The sequence below is a fragment of the Caballeronia udeis genome (genome assembly GCF_044909315.1).
In the GTDB taxonomy this organism is placed as follows: domain Bacteria; phylum Pseudomonadota; class Gammaproteobacteria; order Burkholderiales; family Burkholderiaceae; genus Caballeronia; species Caballeronia udeis_A.
On record NZ_JBIYEB010000019.1, the window covers coordinates 76,870 to 96,363 of the forward strand.

General features: G+C 61.1%; 18 protein-coding genes. 14 read left to right on the forward strand and 4 right to left on the reverse strand.

Annotated elements, in window-relative coordinates; all coding sequences use genetic code 11:
• Window positions 1–59: 59 nt before the first annotated feature.
• Entirely contained in the window at window positions 60–905 is an 846-nt protein-coding gene (locus tag ABH944_RS27265) for a carbon-nitrogen hydrolase family protein (protein ID WP_404610434.1), read from the reverse strand.
• Window positions 906–1,034: 129 nt separating this feature from the next.
• Here ABH944_RS27265 and ABH944_RS27270 point away from each other — a divergent pair, with 129 nt between their 5' ends.
• Complete coding sequence (locus tag ABH944_RS27270) at window positions 1,035–1,895, forward strand: response regulator transcription factor (RefSeq protein ID WP_404610433.1); 861 nt, start codon at window positions 1,035–1,037, stop codon at window positions 1,893–1,895.
• A 49-nt stretch (window positions 1,896–1,944) separates the two neighbouring features.
• Here the strand turns inward: ABH944_RS27270 and ABH944_RS27275 are convergent, their stop codons facing one another.
• Both ABH944_RS27275 and ABH944_RS27280 read right to left on the reverse strand, forming a co-directional pair.
• Window positions 1,945–2,334, reverse strand: a complete 390-nt coding sequence (locus tag ABH944_RS27275; RefSeq protein ID WP_404610432.1) for a tautomerase family protein — start codon at window positions 2,332–2,334, stop codon at window positions 1,945–1,947.
• A 45-nt stretch (window positions 2,335–2,379) separates the two neighbouring features.
• Entirely contained in the window at window positions 2,380–2,796 is a 417-nt protein-coding gene (locus tag ABH944_RS27280; RefSeq protein WP_404610431.1) for a MarR family winged helix-turn-helix transcriptional regulator, read from the reverse strand.
• A gap of 211 nt (window positions 2,797–3,007) precedes the next feature.
• On the opposite strand from ABH944_RS27280, the gene ABH944_RS27285 reads away from it, so the two are divergent.
• The 13 genes from ABH944_RS27285 (at window position 3,008) to ABH944_RS27345 (ending at window position 18,851) form a co-directional block, all read left to right on the forward strand.
• Window positions 3,008–3,265, forward strand: coding sequence for a hypothetical protein (locus ABH944_RS27285; RefSeq protein WP_404610430.1), 258 nt, complete (start codon window positions 3,008–3,010; stop codon window positions 3,263–3,265).
• A 131-nt stretch (window positions 3,266–3,396) separates the two neighbouring features.
• Window positions 3,397–5,529: a phosphocholine-specific phospholipase C gene (locus ABH944_RS27290; RefSeq protein ID WP_404610429.1), complete on the forward strand. Its 2,133-nt coding sequence runs from the start codon at window positions 3,397–3,399 to the stop codon at window positions 5,527–5,529.
• A gap of 519 nt (window positions 5,530–6,048) precedes the next feature.
• On the forward strand, window positions 6,049–6,849 hold the full coding sequence (locus ABH944_RS27295) for a class II aldolase/adducin family protein (protein ID WP_404610500.1): 801 nt from the start codon (window positions 6,049–6,051) through the stop codon (window positions 6,847–6,849).
• A gap of 53 nt (window positions 6,850–6,902) precedes the next feature.
• The gene (locus ABH944_RS27300; RefSeq protein WP_404610428.1) at window positions 6,903–8,468 is read left to right on the forward strand and encodes an ABC transporter substrate-binding protein; all 1,566 of its coding nucleotides are present in this window, start codon (window positions 6,903–6,905) and stop codon (window positions 8,466–8,468) included.
• Between the two features lie 31 nt (window positions 8,469–8,499).
• Window positions 8,500–9,474: an ABC transporter permease gene (locus tag ABH944_RS27305; RefSeq protein WP_097271799.1), complete on the forward strand. Its 975-nt coding sequence runs from the start codon at window positions 8,500–8,502 to the stop codon at window positions 9,472–9,474.
• Window positions 9,471–10,316, forward strand: coding sequence for an ABC transporter permease (locus ABH944_RS27310; RefSeq protein ID WP_404610427.1), 846 nt, complete (start codon window positions 9,471–9,473; stop codon window positions 10,314–10,316). The genes ABH944_RS27305 and ABH944_RS27310 overlap by 4 nt, the downstream gene beginning before the upstream one ends.
• Window positions 10,313–12,001, forward strand: coding sequence for a dipeptide ABC transporter ATP-binding protein (locus tag ABH944_RS27315; RefSeq protein ID WP_404610426.1), 1,689 nt, complete (start codon window positions 10,313–10,315; stop codon window positions 11,999–12,001). The genes ABH944_RS27310 and ABH944_RS27315 overlap by 4 nt, the downstream gene beginning before the upstream one ends.
• Window positions 11,998–12,939, forward strand: coding sequence for a 2-hydroxyacid dehydrogenase (locus ABH944_RS27320; RefSeq protein WP_404610425.1), 942 nt, complete (start codon window positions 11,998–12,000; stop codon window positions 12,937–12,939). The genes ABH944_RS27315 and ABH944_RS27320 overlap by 4 nt, the downstream gene beginning before the upstream one ends.
• An 88-nt stretch (window positions 12,940–13,027) precedes the next feature.
• Window positions 13,028–13,705, forward strand: a complete 678-nt coding sequence (locus ABH944_RS27325) for a GntR family transcriptional regulator (protein WP_404610424.1) — start codon at window positions 13,028–13,030, stop codon at window positions 13,703–13,705.
• 129 nt (window positions 13,706–13,834) lie between these two features.
• Window positions 13,835–14,866, forward strand: coding sequence for a histone deacetylase family protein (locus ABH944_RS27330; protein WP_404610423.1), 1,032 nt, complete (start codon window positions 13,835–13,837; stop codon window positions 14,864–14,866).
• A gap of 58 nt (window positions 14,867–14,924) precedes the next feature.
• The gene (locus ABH944_RS27335; protein WP_404610422.1) at window positions 14,925–15,980 is read left to right on the forward strand and encodes a phosphotransferase; all 1,056 of its coding nucleotides are present in this window, start codon (window positions 14,925–14,927) and stop codon (window positions 15,978–15,980) included.
• Window positions 15,981–15,985: 5 nt separating this feature from the next.
• Window positions 15,986–17,263, forward strand: coding sequence for an aspartate aminotransferase family protein (locus tag ABH944_RS27340; protein ID WP_404610421.1), 1,278 nt, complete (start codon window positions 15,986–15,988; stop codon window positions 17,261–17,263).
• 481 nt (window positions 17,264–17,744) lie between these two features.
• On the forward strand, window positions 17,745–18,851 hold the full coding sequence (locus ABH944_RS27345) for a branched-chain amino acid ABC transporter substrate-binding protein (RefSeq protein WP_404659552.1): 1,107 nt from the start codon (window positions 17,745–17,747) through the stop codon (window positions 18,849–18,851).
• 189 nt (window positions 18,852–19,040) lie between these two features.
• Here ABH944_RS27345 and ABH944_RS27350 read toward each other — a convergent pair whose 3' ends face one another.
• Complete coding sequence (locus tag ABH944_RS27350; protein WP_404610419.1) at window positions 19,041–19,436, reverse strand: hypothetical protein; 396 nt, start codon at window positions 19,434–19,436, stop codon at window positions 19,041–19,043.
• Window positions 19,437–19,494 lie beyond the last annotated feature (58 nt).

Genomic DNA, 19,494 nt, shown 5'->3' on the forward strand with positions numbered 1-19,494 from the left:
CGGGCGCGTCCGGAGCGCGGGCTCCGGACGATTCATGTGCTACGGAACTGCTGAAAACTTCAGTCGATACGGCGTCGGCGTTCTTCGATCACAAGCGCGCGTGATCCGTTTGCGTTGTCGACCGGTGTGAGGCCGAGCGGCACGCGTGCGTCGTTCAAATAACGATAGTGCTCACGGCTGGCCTCCAGCCGCTTGAAGTCGATATCCACGCCTAGCACCGTTTCTTGCGCACCAGCCGCAGCAACAATTTCACCGCAGGGGTCGACCAGCGCGGATTCGCCGGGGAAGGTGAGGTTGTCGTCACCCGTGCCGCAGCGGTTCACCATGAGCGCGAACATCTGGTTCTCCATTGCGCGCGCGGTAATGGCTCGCCGATGCACCGGCCCGAACGGATCCATGTTGCCGTTGGTGACGATCAGCAGGTCGGCATCCAGCGCCGCGACTGCACGGGCGGTCTCAGGGAACTCGATGTCGTAGCAGATCAGCAGTCCGACCGTGAGGCCGTTCCACAAGCAGGTTTCGAACCGGTCGCCCGGCGTGAATACACCCACGTCCGACGCCCACAGATGCGTTTTCCTATAACGCAGCGCAATCTCGCCCTTGTCATCGACGAGTACGGTCGTGTTGTAGAACCGCGCGCCTTCGCGTTCGGCCAGCCCCACCGCGACGGATATACCGGTGCGCCGTGCTGCCTCGCGCACGGCGGTTAGCGCGGGGCCGTCGACCGGCTGCGCGACGTCCGGGATGTTTTCGCGCGTCGGGAAACCGGACAGCGTTGCTTCGGGGAACACGATCAGCTTCGTTCCCCCGGCAACATCGGCGCGGCCGATTGTTTCGATGACCTTGCGCGTGTTGTACCCGACATCACCGTCGATCAGCGCAAGTTGTGCGAGTTCTGCATGCATTAAATCCGTCTCCTTCCAGATACCTTTCAGTGCCATTATTCGGTGGCCTGCGTTTTCGTCCGGACTATTATCGAGGCATTATTTTTGTCCAGGAATTACCCACCAGGGTTACCCTTACCGGAGGAGACGATGGAGTTTCAATGGCATGATCTCGCGTTTCATCGAGAGATCGGTTCAGCCATCGACGCACTGGACGGGCCGCATTTCTGGGCTCGCCTCACGCGGGTGCTCGAGCGGCATATCAGCTTCGACAGTTGGGTCGCGCTGCGTTTTGCCCGCAATGGACCGCCGCTGGTCTGCGCTGAACAGGCGTTGCCTGACGGCAAGACCGACCTGTTGTTCCAGGACTATCTGGCGGCGCTTTATCAGCTCGATCCGTTTTATCTGGCAGCGTTTGAGCAGCGTGTCTCGGGTTTCTACACGCTTGCCGATGTCGCGCCCGACAACTTCAAGATGACCGAGTACTACCAGCGCTACTTCAGGAAAAACATTGTCGGCGACGAAGTGCACTTCAATGTCGTGATAGACGCCAACCACACCATGGGATTTTCACTCGGCAATATGCGCCGTTACGACGAGCGGGAAGTCGCGTTGCTGACGTTGTTCTCGCCATGGGTGCTTGCATTGATGCAACAGCGCTTGCGATATGAAAATTTCGGCGTGGCGGCGGGGGCGTCCGAGACTGCGGACAGTGGGCAGCATGATCTGCCCGCGCGGTTCGGTGCGCTCACTGAAAAGAGCGGGCGCGGTGCATTGACAGCGCGTGAGATTGAAGTCGCCATGTTGTCGCTGAGCGGATTCTCGTCGCGTGCGATTGCGGAGAAGCTGACCATTTCGTTCGAGACGGTCCGCGCGCACAAGAAGCATATTTATTCGAAGCTCGGCATTGGCTCGCAATCGGAGTTGTTTGCGCTGTTCTACGAACCGGGTTCGCACCCGTTTGCAGACGGTTCGGAAGGCGATGTGACGACGTCCGCGGGGCATCGGTGATCTTCGCTCGCGCCGGCGGGACAAGCGGTCCGCCGGTGCCAGCAAAAGCTCAATGATGATAACGGTACTCCTGCGTGCGTCCGCCGTATCCATACGAAGCCGCCCGGACATCTTCAACGTGGATATAGCTCTCTTCATGCAGATCGCCCAGGATCTTGCCGAAGCCTTCATAAACGGCCGCAATATAGCGCGCCTTCTCGTCCTTCGTATTCGTTTCGTCGGTGATATTGATATCGAAATAGAAGCTTGATTTGTGCTGCTCGCTTAGCAGCCGGCCACCGATCACCCAGCTATCCGGATCAATGAACTGAATGGCGATAGCCGTCACCTCGCGCTTCTTGCCCAAGATCCCGGAGGTCAGTTCAAGCAACATGTCCGATATGGCCGCAACAGCTTCGGGCGATTTTTTGATGCTTACCTTCACGTTTAAAATCGGCATTTTCAATCTCCAATTAGTTCGCTATACAACTATTAAGGAAAAAAATCAGTCGAGGCTCGAGCGTGCATCTTTCACGCTTTCGACTGTGGTCGCAAAACGTTCCTCACCCATCTCAGCCTTCAAACGTTTGGTGACCGCGGCACTTGCAGCGTTCAACGAGTCCTTGATTCGTAACGCCTCCCCAGTGGGATGAATCGCAGTCTCACGTCCGTCGGATGCGGTAAGCCGGCGTTCGATAAACATCAACTTCTGCAAACCGTCCAGCGTTCGCGTTGCAGTGGATCGTGAAATGGCGAGTTCAGAGGCCAACTCGCTTTGCACGATGCCAGGCTTCGCCAGCACCGCGCGCAGCATGAATCCCTGCGGTGGAGTCAGGCCAAATGCCTTGTACGCGTTCGCCCACTCGCGCTCGAGACTTCGCGCAAGTGCCGTTGTGTTGAAGTAAATGCAGTGATCGAACATGGACATACTTTAGAAGAAAGTAATTCGCTATGCAACTAGTTTTTGACCTCCCAATATGCAGGATGTAAGCTAATCGACAGACTTTCGTGCTTCGCAATATCTCACCAAGGCTTACCGGATATTTCACGAAACTTTCTTGAAGCGTCTTCAGACTAGCGTCCGCGATGCAACGAAAACGTTTGCGCGCACCTTTGGACCCAGCGGAGACATCATGAGGCGAACCGCGATATTGGCACTAGCAACGCTGGCGCTCGCCGCCTGCGGACCAGACGATCAGGCGAGCGTCAGTGCCACCCAGGCTTCTGCCAATACATCGTTGCCGGCCAGCGCCGTCGAGCCGATTGTGCTGGCCGCGCCCGCCGACGGCGAGGCCGCGAGCAGTCCCATCGCGGCCGCGCAGGCCAGCCTCGCGGCGGATGCGCAGCAGGTCACGCCCGTCCTTCACTCCGCGCCTGACGCTTCCGAGTGACGCTGAGAAATAACGCCGGGAAGCCAGACTGAAAAGCAACGCTCTCCAGTGAATCAGATCCCCATCCTGATCGAGTTCTTCGACCGGGACGGCATTGCCGCATCTATCATGACGCAACGAGGTGAATCAAAATGACATTGAATAGCCGCCGCCGTTTCCTGCAGACTGTTGCCAGTACAGCCGGCGCTGCCGCCGCGCTGACGGTGTTCCCTGAGTCCATTCGCAAGGCGCTCGCCATTCCGGCTTCACGGCGCACCGGATCGATTAACGACGTTGAACACATTGTCGTGTTCATGCAGGAGAACCGGTCGTTCGATCACTACTTCGGCCACATGCGCGGCGTACGCGGGTACAACGACCGCTTCCCGATCCCGTTGCCGAGCGGCCAGCCGGTATGGTTCCAGCCGTCGAAGGAAGATGCGACGAAACCGGTGCTGCCGTTCCACCTGAATACGGCGACCACCAGCGCGCAGTGCGTGGGCGATCTGGATCATTCGTGGTACCCGACGCACTACGCGATCAACAACGGCCGTTATGACCAGTGGCCCGCGTACAAGACGGACATGACGATGGGTTATTACCTGCGCCGCGACATTCCGTTTCACTACGCGCTTGCCGATGCCTTCACCGTCTGCGATTCCTACTTCTGCTCGCTGCCCGGCCCGACGCATCCGAACCGCGCGTACCTGATGACGGGCATGGTCGATCCGACCGGCACGCAAGGCGGCCCGCTGCTCGACAACAACGACTATGTGGACGGCGACGGTCCGCCGCAATATCAGTTGCTCTCGTGGACGACCTATCCGGAACGTCTGGAAGCGGCCGGTATCTCGTGGCAGATCTACCAGCAAGGCCTGACCGGTGCAGACCCGCTAAACGGCAACTACGGCACCAACGTGCTGCAGAATTTCGCGAACATCATCAACGCGCCGCAAGGCTCTTCACTGCAGTTGCGCGCGAACGCCGTGCGCACGATCGACGACCTGAAAGCCGACGTGCTGGCGAACAACTTGCCGCAGGTATCGTGGTTGTGTCCGCCCGCCGCGTACTCGGAGCATCCGAAATACACGCCGGCTTACGGGGCGGAATACACGTCGCAGATCCTCGATGCGCTGACAGCCAACCCGGAAGTCTGGAGCAAGACGGTGCTGTTCATCATGTACGACGAGAACGACGGTTTCTTCGATCACCTCGTGCCGCCGCAGCCGCCCATGTCGCGGGCGCAAGGTTTGTCGACAGTGACCACCGAAGGCGAACTCCATACGGTCGTCAATCCGGGACGGGGCGGCAGCTATACCGCCGACGGCCTGCCGTACGGCCTTGGCCCGCGCGTGCCCATGACGGTTGTTTCGCCGTGGACCAAGGGCGGTTTCGTTTGCTCGCAAGTGTTCGATCACACGTCGGTGATTCGTTTTATTGAAACGCGCTTTGGGGTGATGGAGCCGAACATTACCCCGTGGCGTCGCGCGGTATGCGGCGACCTGACCACGGCCTTCGATTTCCGCACGCCCGATGCGCAAATGCCGCCGCTTCCCGACACCAGCAACTACAAGACGATCGCGGACAATCAATGTGCCACGCAACCGGCGCCGACGGTGCCGGCCGTGCCTGGCCCGATCATTCCGCAGGAACCCGGCACGCGCTTCGCTCGTGCACTGCCCTATGAGTTGTATGTACAAAGCAGTCTTGACGGGAGCAGCAAGCAGCTGACGCTTCATTTCGCCAACACCGGGTCGCAGGGCGCGCACTTCTATGTCTATTCCACGAACCGTACCGACGGTCCGTGGGGCTATACGGTCGAAGCGGGCAAGACCTTGCGTGACAGCTTCGACCTCAACGTGACGGCGGGCATCTATGCGTTCACGGTCTATGGTCCGAATGGATTCGTGCGCGAGTTTGCCGGCACGTTGACGCCGCCGGGAAGCGGCAGTGTGTCGAACCCGCCGGCTGTTCCCGAAGTGGCGGCGCAATACGATGTTGCGAACGGCAATGTGGTCCTGACGTTCACGAACCGGGGCCGCGGCGTTGCACGCTTGTCTGTGGTCGATAACGCCTACGGTGCACAGCCGCGTCCGGTGTCGGTGCCGGCGTTGGGGTCCATTCAAGAGTCGTGGATTCTGGGTGCGAGCCATCACTGGTACGACCTGAGCGTCTCCAGCAACGACGACCCCACGTTCTCACGCCGTCTTGCCGGCCACGTTGAAAATGGCCGGCCCAGCATCAGCGATCCGGCCGCGCTCGCGCCGGTGACAGTGCTGGCCTGAGGTGGCAGCATAGGTAGCAAGACGTAGCAGCAGACAGGCTCGACGGATGAGCCATCGCGAACCCGGTACGTGTTTTTCACACGTCCGGGTTCGTTTCGTTTGGGCGATTGCTGTTCTTCAATAACCGCGCGGCGAGACCCGGCGTAGCCGTTCAGCGTAATGATTTCGGGAGCCATCCCCTGGCTCGTGTGATCGATCACCTCCGCGAAGAAGGCCTTGGCGGCGGCAGCATCGCGCCTTGCCCGAGTCTGAAATCAACCGGCTTTCCCGCTCCATCAACCGCACCGTAAAGATAGGCCACGCGTGCGGTCAATCATCTCCTTCCGCACGCCGCCCCTGCTCCCTGGAACGACTCTCGGCCGACCGCAGAGATTCTCGGCCCGAAAAGAAACATGTTGCATCATATTTTTTACCATGATCTTATTGGATCGGATCGCGGCAAACGAGGCGCGCAGCCTGGCGATCTGTTCGAAGCCCAACCAGGTGCGGATTAGGAGCCCTTCGATGAACATGGAGTCGATGAAAAGCCAGGCCGGCGGCGAAGGCGCGGTCGCTGAGGTCGCCATGAGCGACGCCGAACGCCGAACGCGTGAGGATCTCGCGGCGTGTTACCGGCTGGTCGCGTATTTCGGCATGGACGACGGCATCTATACGCATATTTCGGCGCGCGTTCCCGGCGAGCACAACGCGTTTCTGATCAACCCGTACGGCGTGTTGTTCAACGAAATCACCGCATCGTCGCTGGTGAAGGTCGGCTTCGACGGCTTGCCGCTCAGTCCTACTGACCACGACGTCAATCCGGCCGGTTTCACCATCCACAGCGCGATTCATCTGGCGTGCCCGGATGCCGCGTGTGTGCTGCATACGCACACGGTAGCCGGTGTTGCAGTCGCCTCGCTGGATGCCGGCCTGCAACCGGTGAATCAATGGGCGCTGCAATTCCACAATCGCGTGGCCTATCACGAGTACGAGGGCATCGCGCTCGATCTTGATGAACGCGAGCGGCTGGTCGCCGACCTGGGCAAGTACAAAGTGATGATCCTGCGCAACCATGGCTTGCTGACCGTGGGCGCGACGATTGCCGAGGCGTTCATCCTGATGATGAATCTCGATCGCGCGTGCCGTGTCCAGGTCGCCATCCAGTCGACCGGACAGCCCGTGCGTGTTGTCAGCGAAGCCGTCTGCGAAAAGACCGCGCGGCAATATTCGAGCGGTGATTCGAACCGCTTGCCCGGCGCCGCCGATCCGAACGCGCGCGAGTGGCGCGCACTGCTTCGGCGCCTCGCGCCTCCCTCATCCGTGCGGCCTTATCGGGACTAATCCACCGATACGTGCGGTACTGCCTCGAACGCATTTTCTACAGGCCTACAGCCATGAATCGACGCGAGTTTCTATTAGCCGGCGCTGCCACCGCCACCTGGCTGGGACCGGGAATGCAGGTCTCCTCATGGGCTGCGGCAGCCTCCAATGGCACGCTGAACATTGCCGTGCAGCCTGAGCCGCCGGGGCTGATGATCGGTCTGGTCCAGAATGGACCGACGCAACTGATTTCGGGGAACATCTACGAAGGCCTGTTGCGCTACGACGAGAAACTCGAGCCACTACCCAATCTCGCCACGTCCTGGACCGTCAGCCCGGATTCGACCGTGTACACGTTCACCCTGAAGAAGGGTGTGTTGTGGCATGACGGCAAGCCGTTCACGGCAAACGACGTCGTCTTCAGCGTCGATAAATTCCTGCGCAAGACGCATGCGCGGCTGCGTGCATCGCTGCAATATGTTTCCAGCATCAAGGCGCTCGATGACCACACCGTCGAGTTCCGCTTGCCGAAGCCGTTCGGCCCGTTCATGAACCTGTTCGAAGTCGGCACCATGCCGATGATCCCGCAGCACATCTACGACGGCACTGACTACGCCAATAATCCCGCCAACAACACGCCGATTGGAACCGGTCCCTACCAGTTCACGAAGTGGCAACGGGGCTCGTTCATCCAGCTCCAGCGTTTCGCGCAGTATCACGAACCGGGGCTTGCGTCGGTGGAAAACGTCTATTTCCATGTGATTCCCGACGCCGCGTCACGCTCCGCCGCCTTCGAGTCCGGCAAGATCGACGTGCTGCCGGGAGGCACCGTTGAATACTTCGATATCGCGCGCCTGAAGGCGCTGCCGAACGTCGAAGTCAGCACCAAGGGCTGGGAATTCTTCGGGCCGTATTCGTTCCTTTGGCTGAACAACCGCAACGCGCTGCTCAAGGACGTGAAGATGCGCCAGGCGATCATGCATGCACTGGATCGCGAGCAGATGCGCAACATCGCCTGGCAGGGGTTCGGCAAGGTCGCGACAGGTCCGTTCGGATCGACGGTCCGCTATCACACGGACGCGGTCACGCTGTATCCGCACGACGTTGCCCAGGCGAAGAAGCTCCTCGCCGATGCCGGTTACAAAGGCGAGACCTTGCGTTTGCTGCCGCTGCCCTATGGTGAAACCTGGCAGCGTTATGCGGAAATCGTGCGCCAGAACCTGACGCAGGCAGGCATCAAGGTGGAACTGGTCGCCACCGATGTCGCCGGCTGGAACCAGAAAGTCGCCAACTGGGACTACGACCTCGCGTTCACGTATCTCTATCAGTACGGCGACGCGGCGCTGGGCATCAGCCGCAATTACATGACCAGGTCGATCGAAAAAGGCAGCGCCTGGAACAACGTCGAAGGTTATAGCAACCCCAAGGTCGACGCGTTGTTCGATCAGGGTGCGCTCGAAGCCGATCCGGCGAAACGCGCTCAGATCTACGCCGAGGTGCAGAAAATCATCACCGCTGATGTACCTATCGCGTGGCTGCTGGAACTTCAGTTTCCGACGTTGTACCGGCGCAAGCTGAACAACGTCATCAACTCCGCAATCGGCCTGAACGACAGTCTTGCCCGCATCACCATCGCGTGATTTTCGCTCGGACCGTTACCACTGAAGCGCCATGAAACGACTCGAATACCTGATGCGGCGTGTCTTTCAGGCTGTCTGCATCCTGCTGGTGATCGCCGTGGTCAACTTCATGCTGATCCGCGCCGCGCCTGGTGATCCGGCGTCCGTCATGGCGGGCGAGGCAGGTGCATCCGACCCAATTTTCGTCGCTCAGTTGCGTGAGCGCTTCGGACTCGACAAGCCGCTGCCCGTGCAATTGCTGACCTATGTCGGTCATGTAGCGCGGCTCGATCTCGGCGAGTCGTACCGGCAGCAGCGTCCGGTCGCGTCGCTGATCGCGGAGAGATTGCCCGCGACGCTGATCCTCACGCTGACCGCCTTCGTCGCGGCGCTCACCTTCGGGGTGACGCTGGGGGCATGGTCGAGTGCGAAAGCGGGCACGTGGATGGACAGTCTCGTCACCACGTTTTCGATGATCTTCTACGCGACGCCGCTCTTCTGGCTCGCGTTGATGGCGGTGCTGCTGTTCTCGGTCAAGCTCGACTGGCTGCCCGGCTTCGGATACGAAACGGTGGGGAGCGGTTATGCGGGCATGGCTCGCTTTATCGATATCGTCAAACACCTGGTGCTCCCGGCCACCGTGCTCGCCGTGTTCTACATGGCCGTCTATGCCCGCATGACACGCACGTCGATGCTCGAAGTCGCGCAGATGGACTTCATCAAGACGGCGCGCGCGAAAGGCCTGACGCCGGGCCGCATACTGCGCCGGCACATCCTGCGTAACGCGCTGCTGCCCGTCATCACGCTGGCCGGCATCCAGGCGGGCGCGATGGTCGGCGGCGCAGTGCTGATCGAAACAGTGTTCGCGTGGCCGGGCATAGGCCGCCTGATGTTCGACGCCCTCGTGCAGCGCGATTACAACCTCCTGCTCGGCACCTTCCTTGTGACTGCGGCGCTGGCCGTGGCTTTCAACGTCGTCACCGACCTGCTTTACACGCTGGTCGATCCGCGGATCGAACTGAAATGAACACGACCTTCTGGCGCAAATTCGGTCGCAACAAGGGCGCGGTTGCGGGCCTCGTCTTCCTCGTGACGATCGTCGTGCTTGCCGCGCTCGCGCCGGTGATCGCACCGTACAGCCCCTGGGACATGGTGCAGCGGCCGTTCCTGCCGCCGCTCGGCGCGCCCGGCTTCTGGTTCGGCACCGATACGATGGGCCGCGATATCTGGTCGGACCTGGCCTACGGTGCGCGTGTTTCGTTGCTGATCGGGCTGGTATCGACACTGGCCGGCGTCGTGTTCGGCACGGGCATTGGCGCGTTCGCTGGTTTCTACGGCGGCTGGGTCGACAACGCGCTGATGCGTTTCACCGAACTGTTCCAGGCGGTCCCCAGTTTCGCGATGGCGATCGTGCTGGTCGCGATCTTCCAGCCGTCGGTGGTGTCGATCGTGATCGCAATCGCCGTGGTTTCCTGGCCGCCGATAGCGCGACTCGTGCGCGGCGAGTTCCTGACGCTGCGCAACCGCGACTTCGTGCACGCGGCGAAGCTCGGCGGCGAGTCGAACCTGCGCATCATGTTCACGCAGATCCTGCCGAACGCAGCCGCCCCGATCATCGTGATGGGCTCGCTCATGGTCGCCACGGCCATCCTGCTTGAATCGAGCCTGAGCTTCATGGGCCTTGGGGATCCGAACGTCATGAGCTGGGGCTACATGATCGGCGCGGGACGTACGTCGCTGCGCGAAGCGTGGTGGGTCAGCCTGTTTCCCGGCGTCGCCATCCTGCTGACCGTGCTCGCGCTGAACCTCATTGGCGAAGGGCTGAGCGACGGCCTGAACATGCGGATCGACGGCAGGAGGCGCGCATGAGCACACCTGTCCTGGAGATCCGCGGTCTCGCGATCAAACTCCCCGCAGGCGCGGACCGGGTGCTCGCCGTGGAAGGGATCGATTTGAAGATCGAGGCAGGCAAGACGCTGTGCGTTGTCGGGGAAAGCGGTTCCGGCAAGTCCATGATCGCCAATGCCGTGATGGGATTGCTGCCGCGTCCGCATGTTGAACCGGTTGCGGGCGCCATCCTGTTCGAGGGCGAAGACCTGCTGCTGCGTAACGAAGCGGGCTTGCGGGCGCTGCGCGGCAGCCGGATCGGCATGATTTTTCAGGATCCGATGTCCGCGCTCAATCCCGTCATGCGCGTCGGCGAGCAGATTGCCGAAGTGCTCGACGCGCATGCGTCGCTGTTGCCGGGGCTGTCGTCGGCGCAAAAGCGGGAGAGAGTGATCGCGGCGTTGCGGGACGTTGAGCTGCCCGAGCCGGAATCGATCGCCGACGCCTATCCTTTTCGCCTCTCGGGCGGCCAGCGCCAGCGCGTGATGATTGCGGCGGCGCTGATCCTGGAGCCGGCGCTGCTGATCGCCGATGAACCGACGACCGCGCTCGACGCCACCACGCAGGCGCTGATTCTCGACCTGATCCGCAAGCTGCAGACGCGCAAGCGCATGGCGGTGATGTTCATCACCCACGATTTCGGCGTGGTGGCGAAGATTGCCGATGACGTCCTCGTCCTGCAGCATGGCCGGAGCGTTGAAAGCGGCCCGGCGCGGGACGTGCTGGGCGCGCCGAGCCATCCGTACACGCGTCAGTTGATCGCGGCCATTCCGCACGGCAACGCGGCGGCGTCCGTGCGTGCAGCGGATGCGCCGGTCGTGATCGAGGCGCAGTCGCTGATGAAAACCTATCGCACCGGTGGCGGCCTGTTCAGCAAGGCTCGCCGCGTCGATGCCGTCCACGACATCAACTTCAAGATCCGGCGCGGCGAAACGCTCGGGCTGGTCGGCGAATCCGGTTCCGGAAAGTCGAGTGTCGGGCGGTGTATCGCCGGTTTGCAGCCGATTGACTCCGGGCGCATCTTGTTCAACGGCCGTAACGTGGCGCTGCGCGGCGAGCGGGGCACGCAGACGCGCGGGCGTATCCAGATGGTGTTCCAGGACCCGCAGGCGTCGCTGAATCCGCGTCACAGGATCGGGGCATCGATCATGTCCGGGCCGCTCGCTCAAGGTGTGTCGCTGAAGGAGGCGTACAAGCGGGCAGAAGAACTGTTGAGTCTCGTCGGGTTGCAACCTGAGGCTGCCGAGCGGTATCCGCACGAGTTTTCGGGTGGGCAGCGGCAGCGGATCGGGATTGCCCGCGCACTGGCGGTGCGGCCGGACCTGCTAATCGCCGATGAGCCCGTGTCCGCGCTCGATGTCTCCGTGCAGGCGCAAGTGCTCGAACTGTTCGCCATGGTCCGCGAGCGTTTCAACCTGAGTATGTTGTTCATCACGCACGATTTGCGCGTCGCCGCGCAGATGTGCGATCACATCGCGGTGATGAAGAAGGGCGTGATGGTCGAGTACGGAACTGCCGCACAGATCATCCGCGCGCCGCGCGACGAGTACACGAAGAAGCTGATCGAGGCTGTGCCGGATTTCTCGTCGCTGATCGCACGGCGTCCGACCGCCGACGTGAATGCTGCTGTGAACGTTGACACAAACACTGCCGGGGGCGGCCGATGAAACCGCCGTGCGTTGCTCTCGTCAGCGGCGTGATCGACATGCGCTTCCTGATGCCTGCGTTCGAGACTATCGCACCGGGCATCGACGTGCGGATAACGGACGTACTCGGTGAACGCGACAAGATCGAGCTCGCCGTGTGCTGGGCGCCGCCGCAGGGCTTGCTGGCATCGATGCCGAATCTTCGGCTGATTCAATCGATTGGCGCAGGTGTCGATCACATCCTGAAAGACAGCACGTTGCCGCCGAAGCCCGTGTGCCGGATCGTCGATCCCGACATGACGGCCGGCATGACTGCTTATGTGTGTTGGGCGGTCATCAACCGGCAACGGCGGTTCCCGGCGTATTGCGCGCACAGCGCCGCCGGCGTGTGGCAGGAAGAGGCAATAGAGTCACCGAGCGGGCATTGCGTGGGGATTGCAGGACTCGGCCGGCTGGGCACGGCGGTCGCGCGTGCGCTGGTTGCGATCGGTTACCGCGTTCAGGGCTGGAGCAGGCAACCGAAGACGGACCCGCTGCCTGGCGTGACGCACTTTCATGGCAAGGCGGGACTCGAAGACTTCCTTGCCCGGACGGATACGCTCGTCTGCCTGTTGCCGCTGACCGAAGAAACCACGGGTTTTCTTGGACGCGAAACGTTCAGGCAGCTGCCGCCGGGCGCGCATGTGATCAACGTGGGGCGGGGCGCGCATCTGGTCGAGCGCGATCTGCTCGATGCCCTGGCGAGCGGTCATCTGTCAGGCGCCACGCTCGATACCACGGCCGTTGAACCCTTGCCGCAAACGCATCCGTTCTGGCGGCATCAGCAGATCCTGGTGACGCCGCACATAGCGAGCCGCACGTCGCCCGCGACCATTGCACGCCAGACACTCGATAACTACCGGCACGTCTGTGCGGGGCGAATACCGTCCGGCCAGATCGATCCTCGACACGGGTATTGAACGCCCTCTATGGATTACCCGGGCGAACATGCGAATGTCGAATGATATAATGCATCATATACATTCTTTAGATGTAATCCGGAGTCCTGTGAAATATCCCATAGAAGACGTCCTGCGCTCCAATCTCGGGGCATCGGTGTATGGAACGTTGCGTGAATCGCTAGCGACAGGACGTTTCAAGCCGGACGCCAGATTGCGTATCCGCGAACTGGCGGAGCAGCTGGGTACGAGCGTTACGCCTGCCCGCGACGCCATTCTCCAGTTGGCGAGCGAAGGCGCGCTGGTGCTGCGTTCGCCGCGCGATATCCGCGTTCCCGTCCTGTCCGTTGAACGGTATCTGGAGATCCGTGCGATCCGTGTCGAACTTGAAGGACTTGCCGCGGCAGCCGCCGCACGCGCAGTCAGCCCGGCGGCGCTTGCTGAACTCGAAAATCTCGTGGAGCTGAACAAGAAAGCCATTGAAGACGGGGACCTGGTCACCGCATTGCTTTATAACCAGCGCTTTCACCTCGGGCTGGCCAAGGCCGCCGGCATGCCGACGCTCGAAGAACTCATCGACCAGTTGTGGGTGCGGGTGGCGCCGTTGATTGCGGCATCGTACGAAGCATTCTCCGATCGCTCGCGCGTCGGCCATCACGAAAGCGTTCTGCGGGCCCTGCGCGACCGCGACAGCGACGGCGCCCGCCGCGCGATTCGTGAAGACATCCTGGAAGGTGGCGAGGCCATGCTTGCCTGTATCAAGAGCTTCACGATCTTCGACGACTGAGAGGCGTTCGGCGGTCGAATAGCCTCAACGCACCGATTAAAATATGTTGCATCATATTTATTAGCATGATCCTATTGGCCGTCGGTCGAGTCTTTTCTGAGTCTTTCCTCATAGCCAAGGGAAATGTCGATGAAGGTCATCTACAGCGAAAGTCACCTCGGGCACGACCCGCAGTTCTTCGTGGTGCGAGGGCAGATCCGCCGGAGCAACGAGCAGCCGGAGCGTGCAACGACCTTGCTCAATGCGGCGGAGCGTGACGGCCATGTGGTCGTTCCCGCCGGTGATTTCGGCGCCGCGCCGCGCGCCGCCGTGCATTCCGCACGTTATTTGCACTTTCTCGAAACCGTGTTCGACCGCTGGTCCGAACTCGACGACGCATCGCCCGATGAAGTCGTTCCCAACATTCATCCGTTCCCCGGCGAGCCCTGCACGTATCCCGAGCATCTCGTGGGGCAGGTCGGCTTCCATCTTGGAGACATGGCGTGCGCGGTCGGTCCCGCCACCTGGGAAGCGGCGACTGGTGCGGCGCATTGCGCTACGCACGCCGCCGAGCTGGTGATGGCGGGCGAGCGGGCAGTCTATGCGCTGTGCCGCCCACCCGGCCATCACGCGTATGTGGAGCGGGCGAACGGCTTCTGTTATCTGAACAACACGGCGATTGCCGCGCAGCATCTGCGGCGTCAACACGCCAGTGTGGCCGTGCTCGATATCGACGTGCATCACGGCAACGGCACGCAAGGGATTTTTTACGAACGATCAGATATCCTGACGGTATCGCTGCATGCCGATCCGCGCTATATGACGCCGTTTTTTACGGGCTACGCGCATGAAACCGGTTCTGGCGCCGGCGCCGGCCACAACATCAATTGTCCGTTGCCGCGTGGCATGCGCGTGGACCCCTATCTCGACGTGTTGCGCGAAACGCTGGCGCAGATCCGGGCGTTCGAGCCCGGCGCGCTCGTGATCGCCCTCGGGCTCGACGCCTACGAGATGGACCCGTACAAGGGCCTCGCAATCACGACCGAAGGCTTCCATCGAATCATGGCGGAAATTGCGAGCCTGGGCTTGCCGACCGTGATCGTGCAGGAGGGCGGATATCTCTCCGATGCCCTGGGCAACAACCTCGCCAGTGCCTTGGCGGGATTTGAATCGGCGGCATGAAGCTTTATTGACCTCGCACTGAACCTCGCACCGAACTAAAAAGAAGCCCTTGTCATCCATGAGTATTCACGACGTCCTGAGCCAACCCTCTCCCGCCATCGACGCGGCCGTCGCACAGGATATCGCTATCCGGCAGTTCGGGATGACCGCGTCGGTTACGCCGCTGGCAGGTGAGCGTGACCGGAACTTCCATGTTCGCCGCGATGACGGCCGCGAATACGTCATCAAGTTTTCGCACCCGGCAGAGCAGATCAGCATCGCCGATTTTCAGGCGCAGGCGCTCGAGCACATAGAGAGGGTCGCGCCCGGGTTGCCCGTGCAGCGCGTGGTGCCGACCCTCGACGGTGACCGCATGTATGTTCACGCGCAACCGGCGCAGGCGCTGCGCATTGTGCGCATGTTCAGCTATCTGCCCGGTTTGCCGCTGCCCGAAGCTGACGTGTCCGCAGCGCAAGTGCGCGGTCTGGGCGCGACGCTTGCGCGATTGGGTCTGGCGTTGCGTGACTTTGTCTATCCGGCGCAACCGGTGAAGCTGCCGTGGGATTTGCAGCACGCGCAGGATTTGACGGAATTGACGGTGCATCTTCACGATCCCGTGCAACGAGCGCTTGCCGAGCGGCATCTGGATCGCTTTCGCGAGCATGCGTTGCCTATCCTGGGAACGCTTGCGCCACAGGCCATTCATAACGACCTGAACATCCACAATGTGCTGGTCGCGCCCGGCAATCATGAACAGATCACCGGCATTCTCGACTTCGGCGACATGGTCAGCGCACCGAGGATCATCGACGTTGCAGTCGCGGCCAGTTATCAGTTGGGCACGGGCGGCGCGCTGTTGACCAACGTACTTGAATTCGTCTCCGCGTATGACGAGGTGTCGCCGCTGAAAGCGATCGAAACAGAGGTGCTGTTCGATCTGATCGTCGCGCGGCTCGTGATGATCGTGACCATCAGCGGGTGGCGGGCCGCGCTCTATCCGGAGAATGCGAAGTACATCTTGCGCAACAACGCGGTGTCGTGGCACCGCCTCTCCGAATGTGACCGCGCGTCACGCCACGACGTGCTCGCCGCGTTGCGCCGTGCCTGCACGCAACCCGCCGCATTGACGCGTTGAACCTTATGTCCACCTTGACCCAGATGATCGAACGCCGCCGCCGTCTGCTTGGACCCGCGTACCGGCTGTTCTACGACGAACCCGTGCACTTCGTTCGCGGCGACGGCGTGTGGCTGTATGACGCAGACGGAAAACGTTACCTCGATGCGTATAACAACGTGGCATCGGTTGGGCATTGCCACCCACGGGTGGTCGAGGCGATCAGCCGGCAGGCATCGACGCTCAATACGCATACGCGGTATCTGCATGAAACCGTGCTCGATTACACCGAGCGCGTGCTTGCCACGTTTCCGGGCGAGCCGGGCCATGCGATGTGGACCTGTACCGGCAGCGAGGCGAACGACCTCGCGTATCGGATAGCGTGCAACTACACGGGCGGCACGGGTTTGATCGTGACGAACTTCGCCTATCACGGTGTCACGGTGGCGATTTCCCAGGCGTCGCCGTCGCTGGGTCACTACGTTCAACGCGGCCCGAACGTGCGGACGGTGCGTGCGCCGGATACTTATCGCGATGCCCCTGGCGATATCGGTGCGGCGCTTGCCGCGGCCGTGCGCGATGCCGCCGCCGATATGCGTGCGGCAGGCATCCGCCCGGCGGCGCTGCTCGTCGATACCGTGTTGTCGAGCGACGGCGTCCACACGCATCCCGCTGGTTTTCTCAAGCCCGCTGTCGCGGCAGTTCGCGAGGAGGGCGGTATTTTTATCGCCGATGAAGTGCAGGCTGGCCTGGGCCGCACCGGCGACGCAATGTGGGGTTTCATGCGCCACGGCGTCTTGCCGGACATTGTGTCGATGGGCAAGCCGATGGGCAACGGACATCCGTTGGCGGGCATCGTGGCGAAGCCCGAATTGCTCGAACGCTTCGGGCGTGAATCGCGATACTTCAATACGTTTGGCGGCAATCCGGTTTCAGCGGCTGCGGGGCTTGCGGTACTCGATGTCGTGCGCGACGAGCAACTGGTCGACAACGCGCAGCGGGTCGGTGCGTATCTGCGCTCGAAACTGCTCGAGCTGAAGCATCGTCATGCCGTGATTGGCGATGTACGCGGAGCGGGCTTTTTTATTGGCGTGGAACTTGTTCTTGATCGATCAGGTAAATCCCCCGCTACGCGTGAAGCGTCGCGTGTTGTCAACGCGTTGCGCGAGCGCCAGGTGTTGTGCAGCACCACCGGCGAACATGCGAATATCCTGAAAATTCGTCCTCCGCTTGTATTCGGATCGGAACACGCCGATCTCCTGGTCAGCACGCTCGACGACGTATTGCATACTTTGATGGCTTGACGCGAAGCCGGAGGGGTTTCAATCCGCGGGTGATCATTTTTATTGTTGCTGAGGGCAAATATAAATCGCTATCCACCTATTTTTGTCGTCCCTAGACTGATTTCCATAGCGTGACTTCGCTCACGCAGCAACATCTCGGCGCCCTCACTGCCAAGAGGTGATGGAAACGATCCAGTTCGAGTCCGGCCGGCCAGATGCCGGATGAGGCATATCGCACTTCCGCCGGCGATCCACTTAAAAATTCGGATTACCTCTCAGGACAAACGGTCCTCTGCACGCCGCTCCACGCCGTTCGAATGGCAGATCGACACACGCTTAATTTAGTGATGCTATCAATCTTTTTTGCTTGTTAATGGCCGTGCTACATTCCCTTGGATAACACATGTCATGTAACGCAGTGTCACCCGCACGCAACCTGAAAAGGAGTTAAAAAATGGCAAGACTAGACTCGGCTTTGCGAATGGCGCTGCGGGCTCTGACAATGCTGGGCTTCGCAGTGGTCGCAAACACCGTGCTCGCCCAAAACAGCCCGGTTCAGATCGGCTTCGCCGGTCCTTTGACGGGTGCATCCGCGAACTTCGGCAAGGATCTGGAAATGGGCGCACGTCTGGCTGTCGATGAGGCCAATGCCGCCAACATCGTGGTCAATGGCAAGCCGTTGCAACTCACGCTCGATTCCCAGGACGACCAGGCTGATCCTAAGATGGCGGTGCAAGTCGCACAACGGTTCGTGGATGCGAACGTCTCGGCCGTGGTCGGGCACTTCAATTCGGGCACCACGCTGGCGGCGTCCCCGGTGTACAACCGAGGCGGGATTCCGCAGGTCATTCCGGCGGCGTCCAATCCGGGCATCACTCACCAGGGTTTCAAGCTTATGTTTCGCCCCTACGGCACCGACAACACGGTTGCCGGTGCGGCGGCGGAGTATTCGGTTCAGACGCTCCACGCCAAGCGCATCGCCATCATCGATGATCGTACCGCCTACGGCTCGGGTCTTGCCGACGAATTCGAAGCAGCCGTCAAAGCACAGGGCGCTGAGGTCATAGACCGCGAATACACCAACGACCAAGCCACCGATTTCAAGGCGATCCTCACCCATATCCGTGCGCAGAACGCGGACCTTGTGTTTATCGCGTGCCTGGGTGGCGAAGGCGCGCTGGTCGTCAAGCAAGCCCGCCAGCTGGACTACCGGGGGGCGCTGCTGGCCGGGGCGACCTATGTCAACAAGAATTTCATCTCCCGCGCCGGCGATGCTTCTGAAGGCATGTACGCCTTTGAGCAGGGCGTCATGCTGGATCAACTCCCGCAAGGCAAGGCGTTCCTCTCACGCTTCCGTAGCAAGTACGGGACTGACCCAATCGGCTTTGCGCCGTTTGCGTATAACGACATCTGGGTCATCGTGAATGCCATCAAGGCGGCCGACTCCACCGACCCGAAGGTGTTCGGCCCCGCAATTGCCAAGCTGTCCTTCCAGGGTGTGCTGGGCACGGTCGAATTTAACGAGTTCGGCGATTTGAAGAACCCGAAAACCACGCTGTTCAAGGTTGAAAAAGGCGGCTGGGTGCCGGTGAAGACATTCGGCGGCTAATCGACCAGGCCGGGCGACTTCACGGTCTCGGCACTTTACTGGCGGCTTGCGATCATTGGAGAGCGGCCGGATTCCCGGCATCTTGAGACAGTTGCACGGATCGCGACGGCTGCGATCCCGGTAGGCTGATCCGCTATCCGTGTGAGTCGAGTGTTGTGCGGCAGACCGCGGGTCTCGGGTCACGCACCTTCATTGGTGGATCTCTATCATGGCCTGCCCATGCCGAAGGGACATGCTGCCATCAGACCCGACAATAACCGGAGCGCACCAATGCTGGGGACCGCCGTGCACCACGTCCCAGTTCTCCGTTAAGCAGTAAGTGCCATCCGTAGAGAGGGACCAGGTCCCGGGAGCCAACCCATCGTGGCTCATTCCTTTACCCCGATCGTGCGTGACGCGTATCCGCGTTGTTCCGTTCGGGTTGTTGGTCCATCGAACCGGAGTATCGATTTTTGACTTGAACTCCATCGTGGAGCCGGTGATGCGCGCACGAAGTTCGTCCGCCGACAGTTGCTGCGACTCCTGCGCGATCGCGGCTGAAGACAACAGTCCCAAGAGCAGGGATGCAAAGACGTGGCGGTTCATGGTCGCTTCCTGGTTTATTGTTGATCTTCAATGCATCTCTGGGCGCACCGCCGATCAT

Excerpts from the sequence above, each read along its gene's own strand:
- ABH944_RS27335 (WP_404610422.1), top strand. The coding sequence starts at position 14,925 with ATGAGTATTCACGACGTCCTGAGCCAACCCTCTCCCGCCATCGACGCG.
- ABH944_RS27340 (WP_404610421.1), top strand. The coding sequence starts at position 15,986 with ATGTCCACCTTGACCCAGATGATCGAACGCCGCCGCCGTCTGCTTGGA.
- ABH944_RS27295 (WP_404610500.1), top strand. The coding sequence starts at position 6,049 with ATGAAAAGCCAGGCCGGCGGCGAAGGCGCGGTCGCTGAGGTCGCCATG.
- ABH944_RS27285 (WP_404610430.1), top strand. The coding sequence starts at position 3,008 with ATGAGGCGAACCGCGATATTGGCACTAGCAACGCTGGCGCTCGCCGCC.
- ABH944_RS27350 (WP_404610419.1), bottom strand. The coding sequence starts at position 19,436 with ATGAACCGCCACGTCTTTGCATCCCTGCTCTTGGGACTGTTGTCTTCA.
- ABH944_RS27270 (WP_404610433.1), top strand. The coding sequence starts at position 1,035 with ATGGAGTTTCAATGGCATGATCTCGCGTTTCATCGAGAGATCGGTTCA.
- ABH944_RS27265 (WP_404610434.1), bottom strand. The coding sequence starts at position 905 with ATGCATGCAGAACTCGCACAACTTGCGCTGATCGACGGTGATGTCGGG.
- ABH944_RS27310 (WP_404610427.1), top strand. The coding sequence starts at position 9,471 with ATGAACACGACCTTCTGGCGCAAATTCGGTCGCAACAAGGGCGCGGTT.
- ABH944_RS27305 (WP_097271799.1), top strand. The coding sequence starts at position 8,500 with ATGAAACGACTCGAATACCTGATGCGGCGTGTCTTTCAGGCTGTCTGC.
- ABH944_RS27300 (WP_404610428.1), top strand. The coding sequence starts at position 6,903 with ATGAATCGACGCGAGTTTCTATTAGCCGGCGCTGCCACCGCCACCTGG.
- ABH944_RS27290 (WP_404610429.1), top strand. The coding sequence starts at position 3,397 with ATGACATTGAATAGCCGCCGCCGTTTCCTGCAGACTGTTGCCAGTACA.
- ABH944_RS27315 (WP_404610426.1), top strand. The coding sequence starts at position 10,313 with ATGAGCACACCTGTCCTGGAGATCCGCGGTCTCGCGATCAAACTCCCC.
- ABH944_RS27280 (WP_404610431.1), bottom strand. The coding sequence starts at position 2,796 with ATGTTCGATCACTGCATTTACTTCAACACAACGGCACTTGCGCGAAGT.
- ABH944_RS27330 (WP_404610423.1), top strand. The coding sequence starts at position 13,835 with ATGAAGGTCATCTACAGCGAAAGTCACCTCGGGCACGACCCGCAGTTC.
- ABH944_RS27275 (WP_404610432.1), bottom strand. The coding sequence starts at position 2,334 with ATGCCGATTTTAAACGTGAAGGTAAGCATCAAAAAATCGCCCGAAGCT.
- ABH944_RS27345 (WP_404659552.1), top strand. The coding sequence starts at position 17,745 with ATGCTGGGCTTCGCAGTGGTCGCAAACACCGTGCTCGCCCAAAACAGC.
- ABH944_RS27320 (WP_404610425.1), top strand. The coding sequence starts at position 11,998 with ATGAAACCGCCGTGCGTTGCTCTCGTCAGCGGCGTGATCGACATGCGC.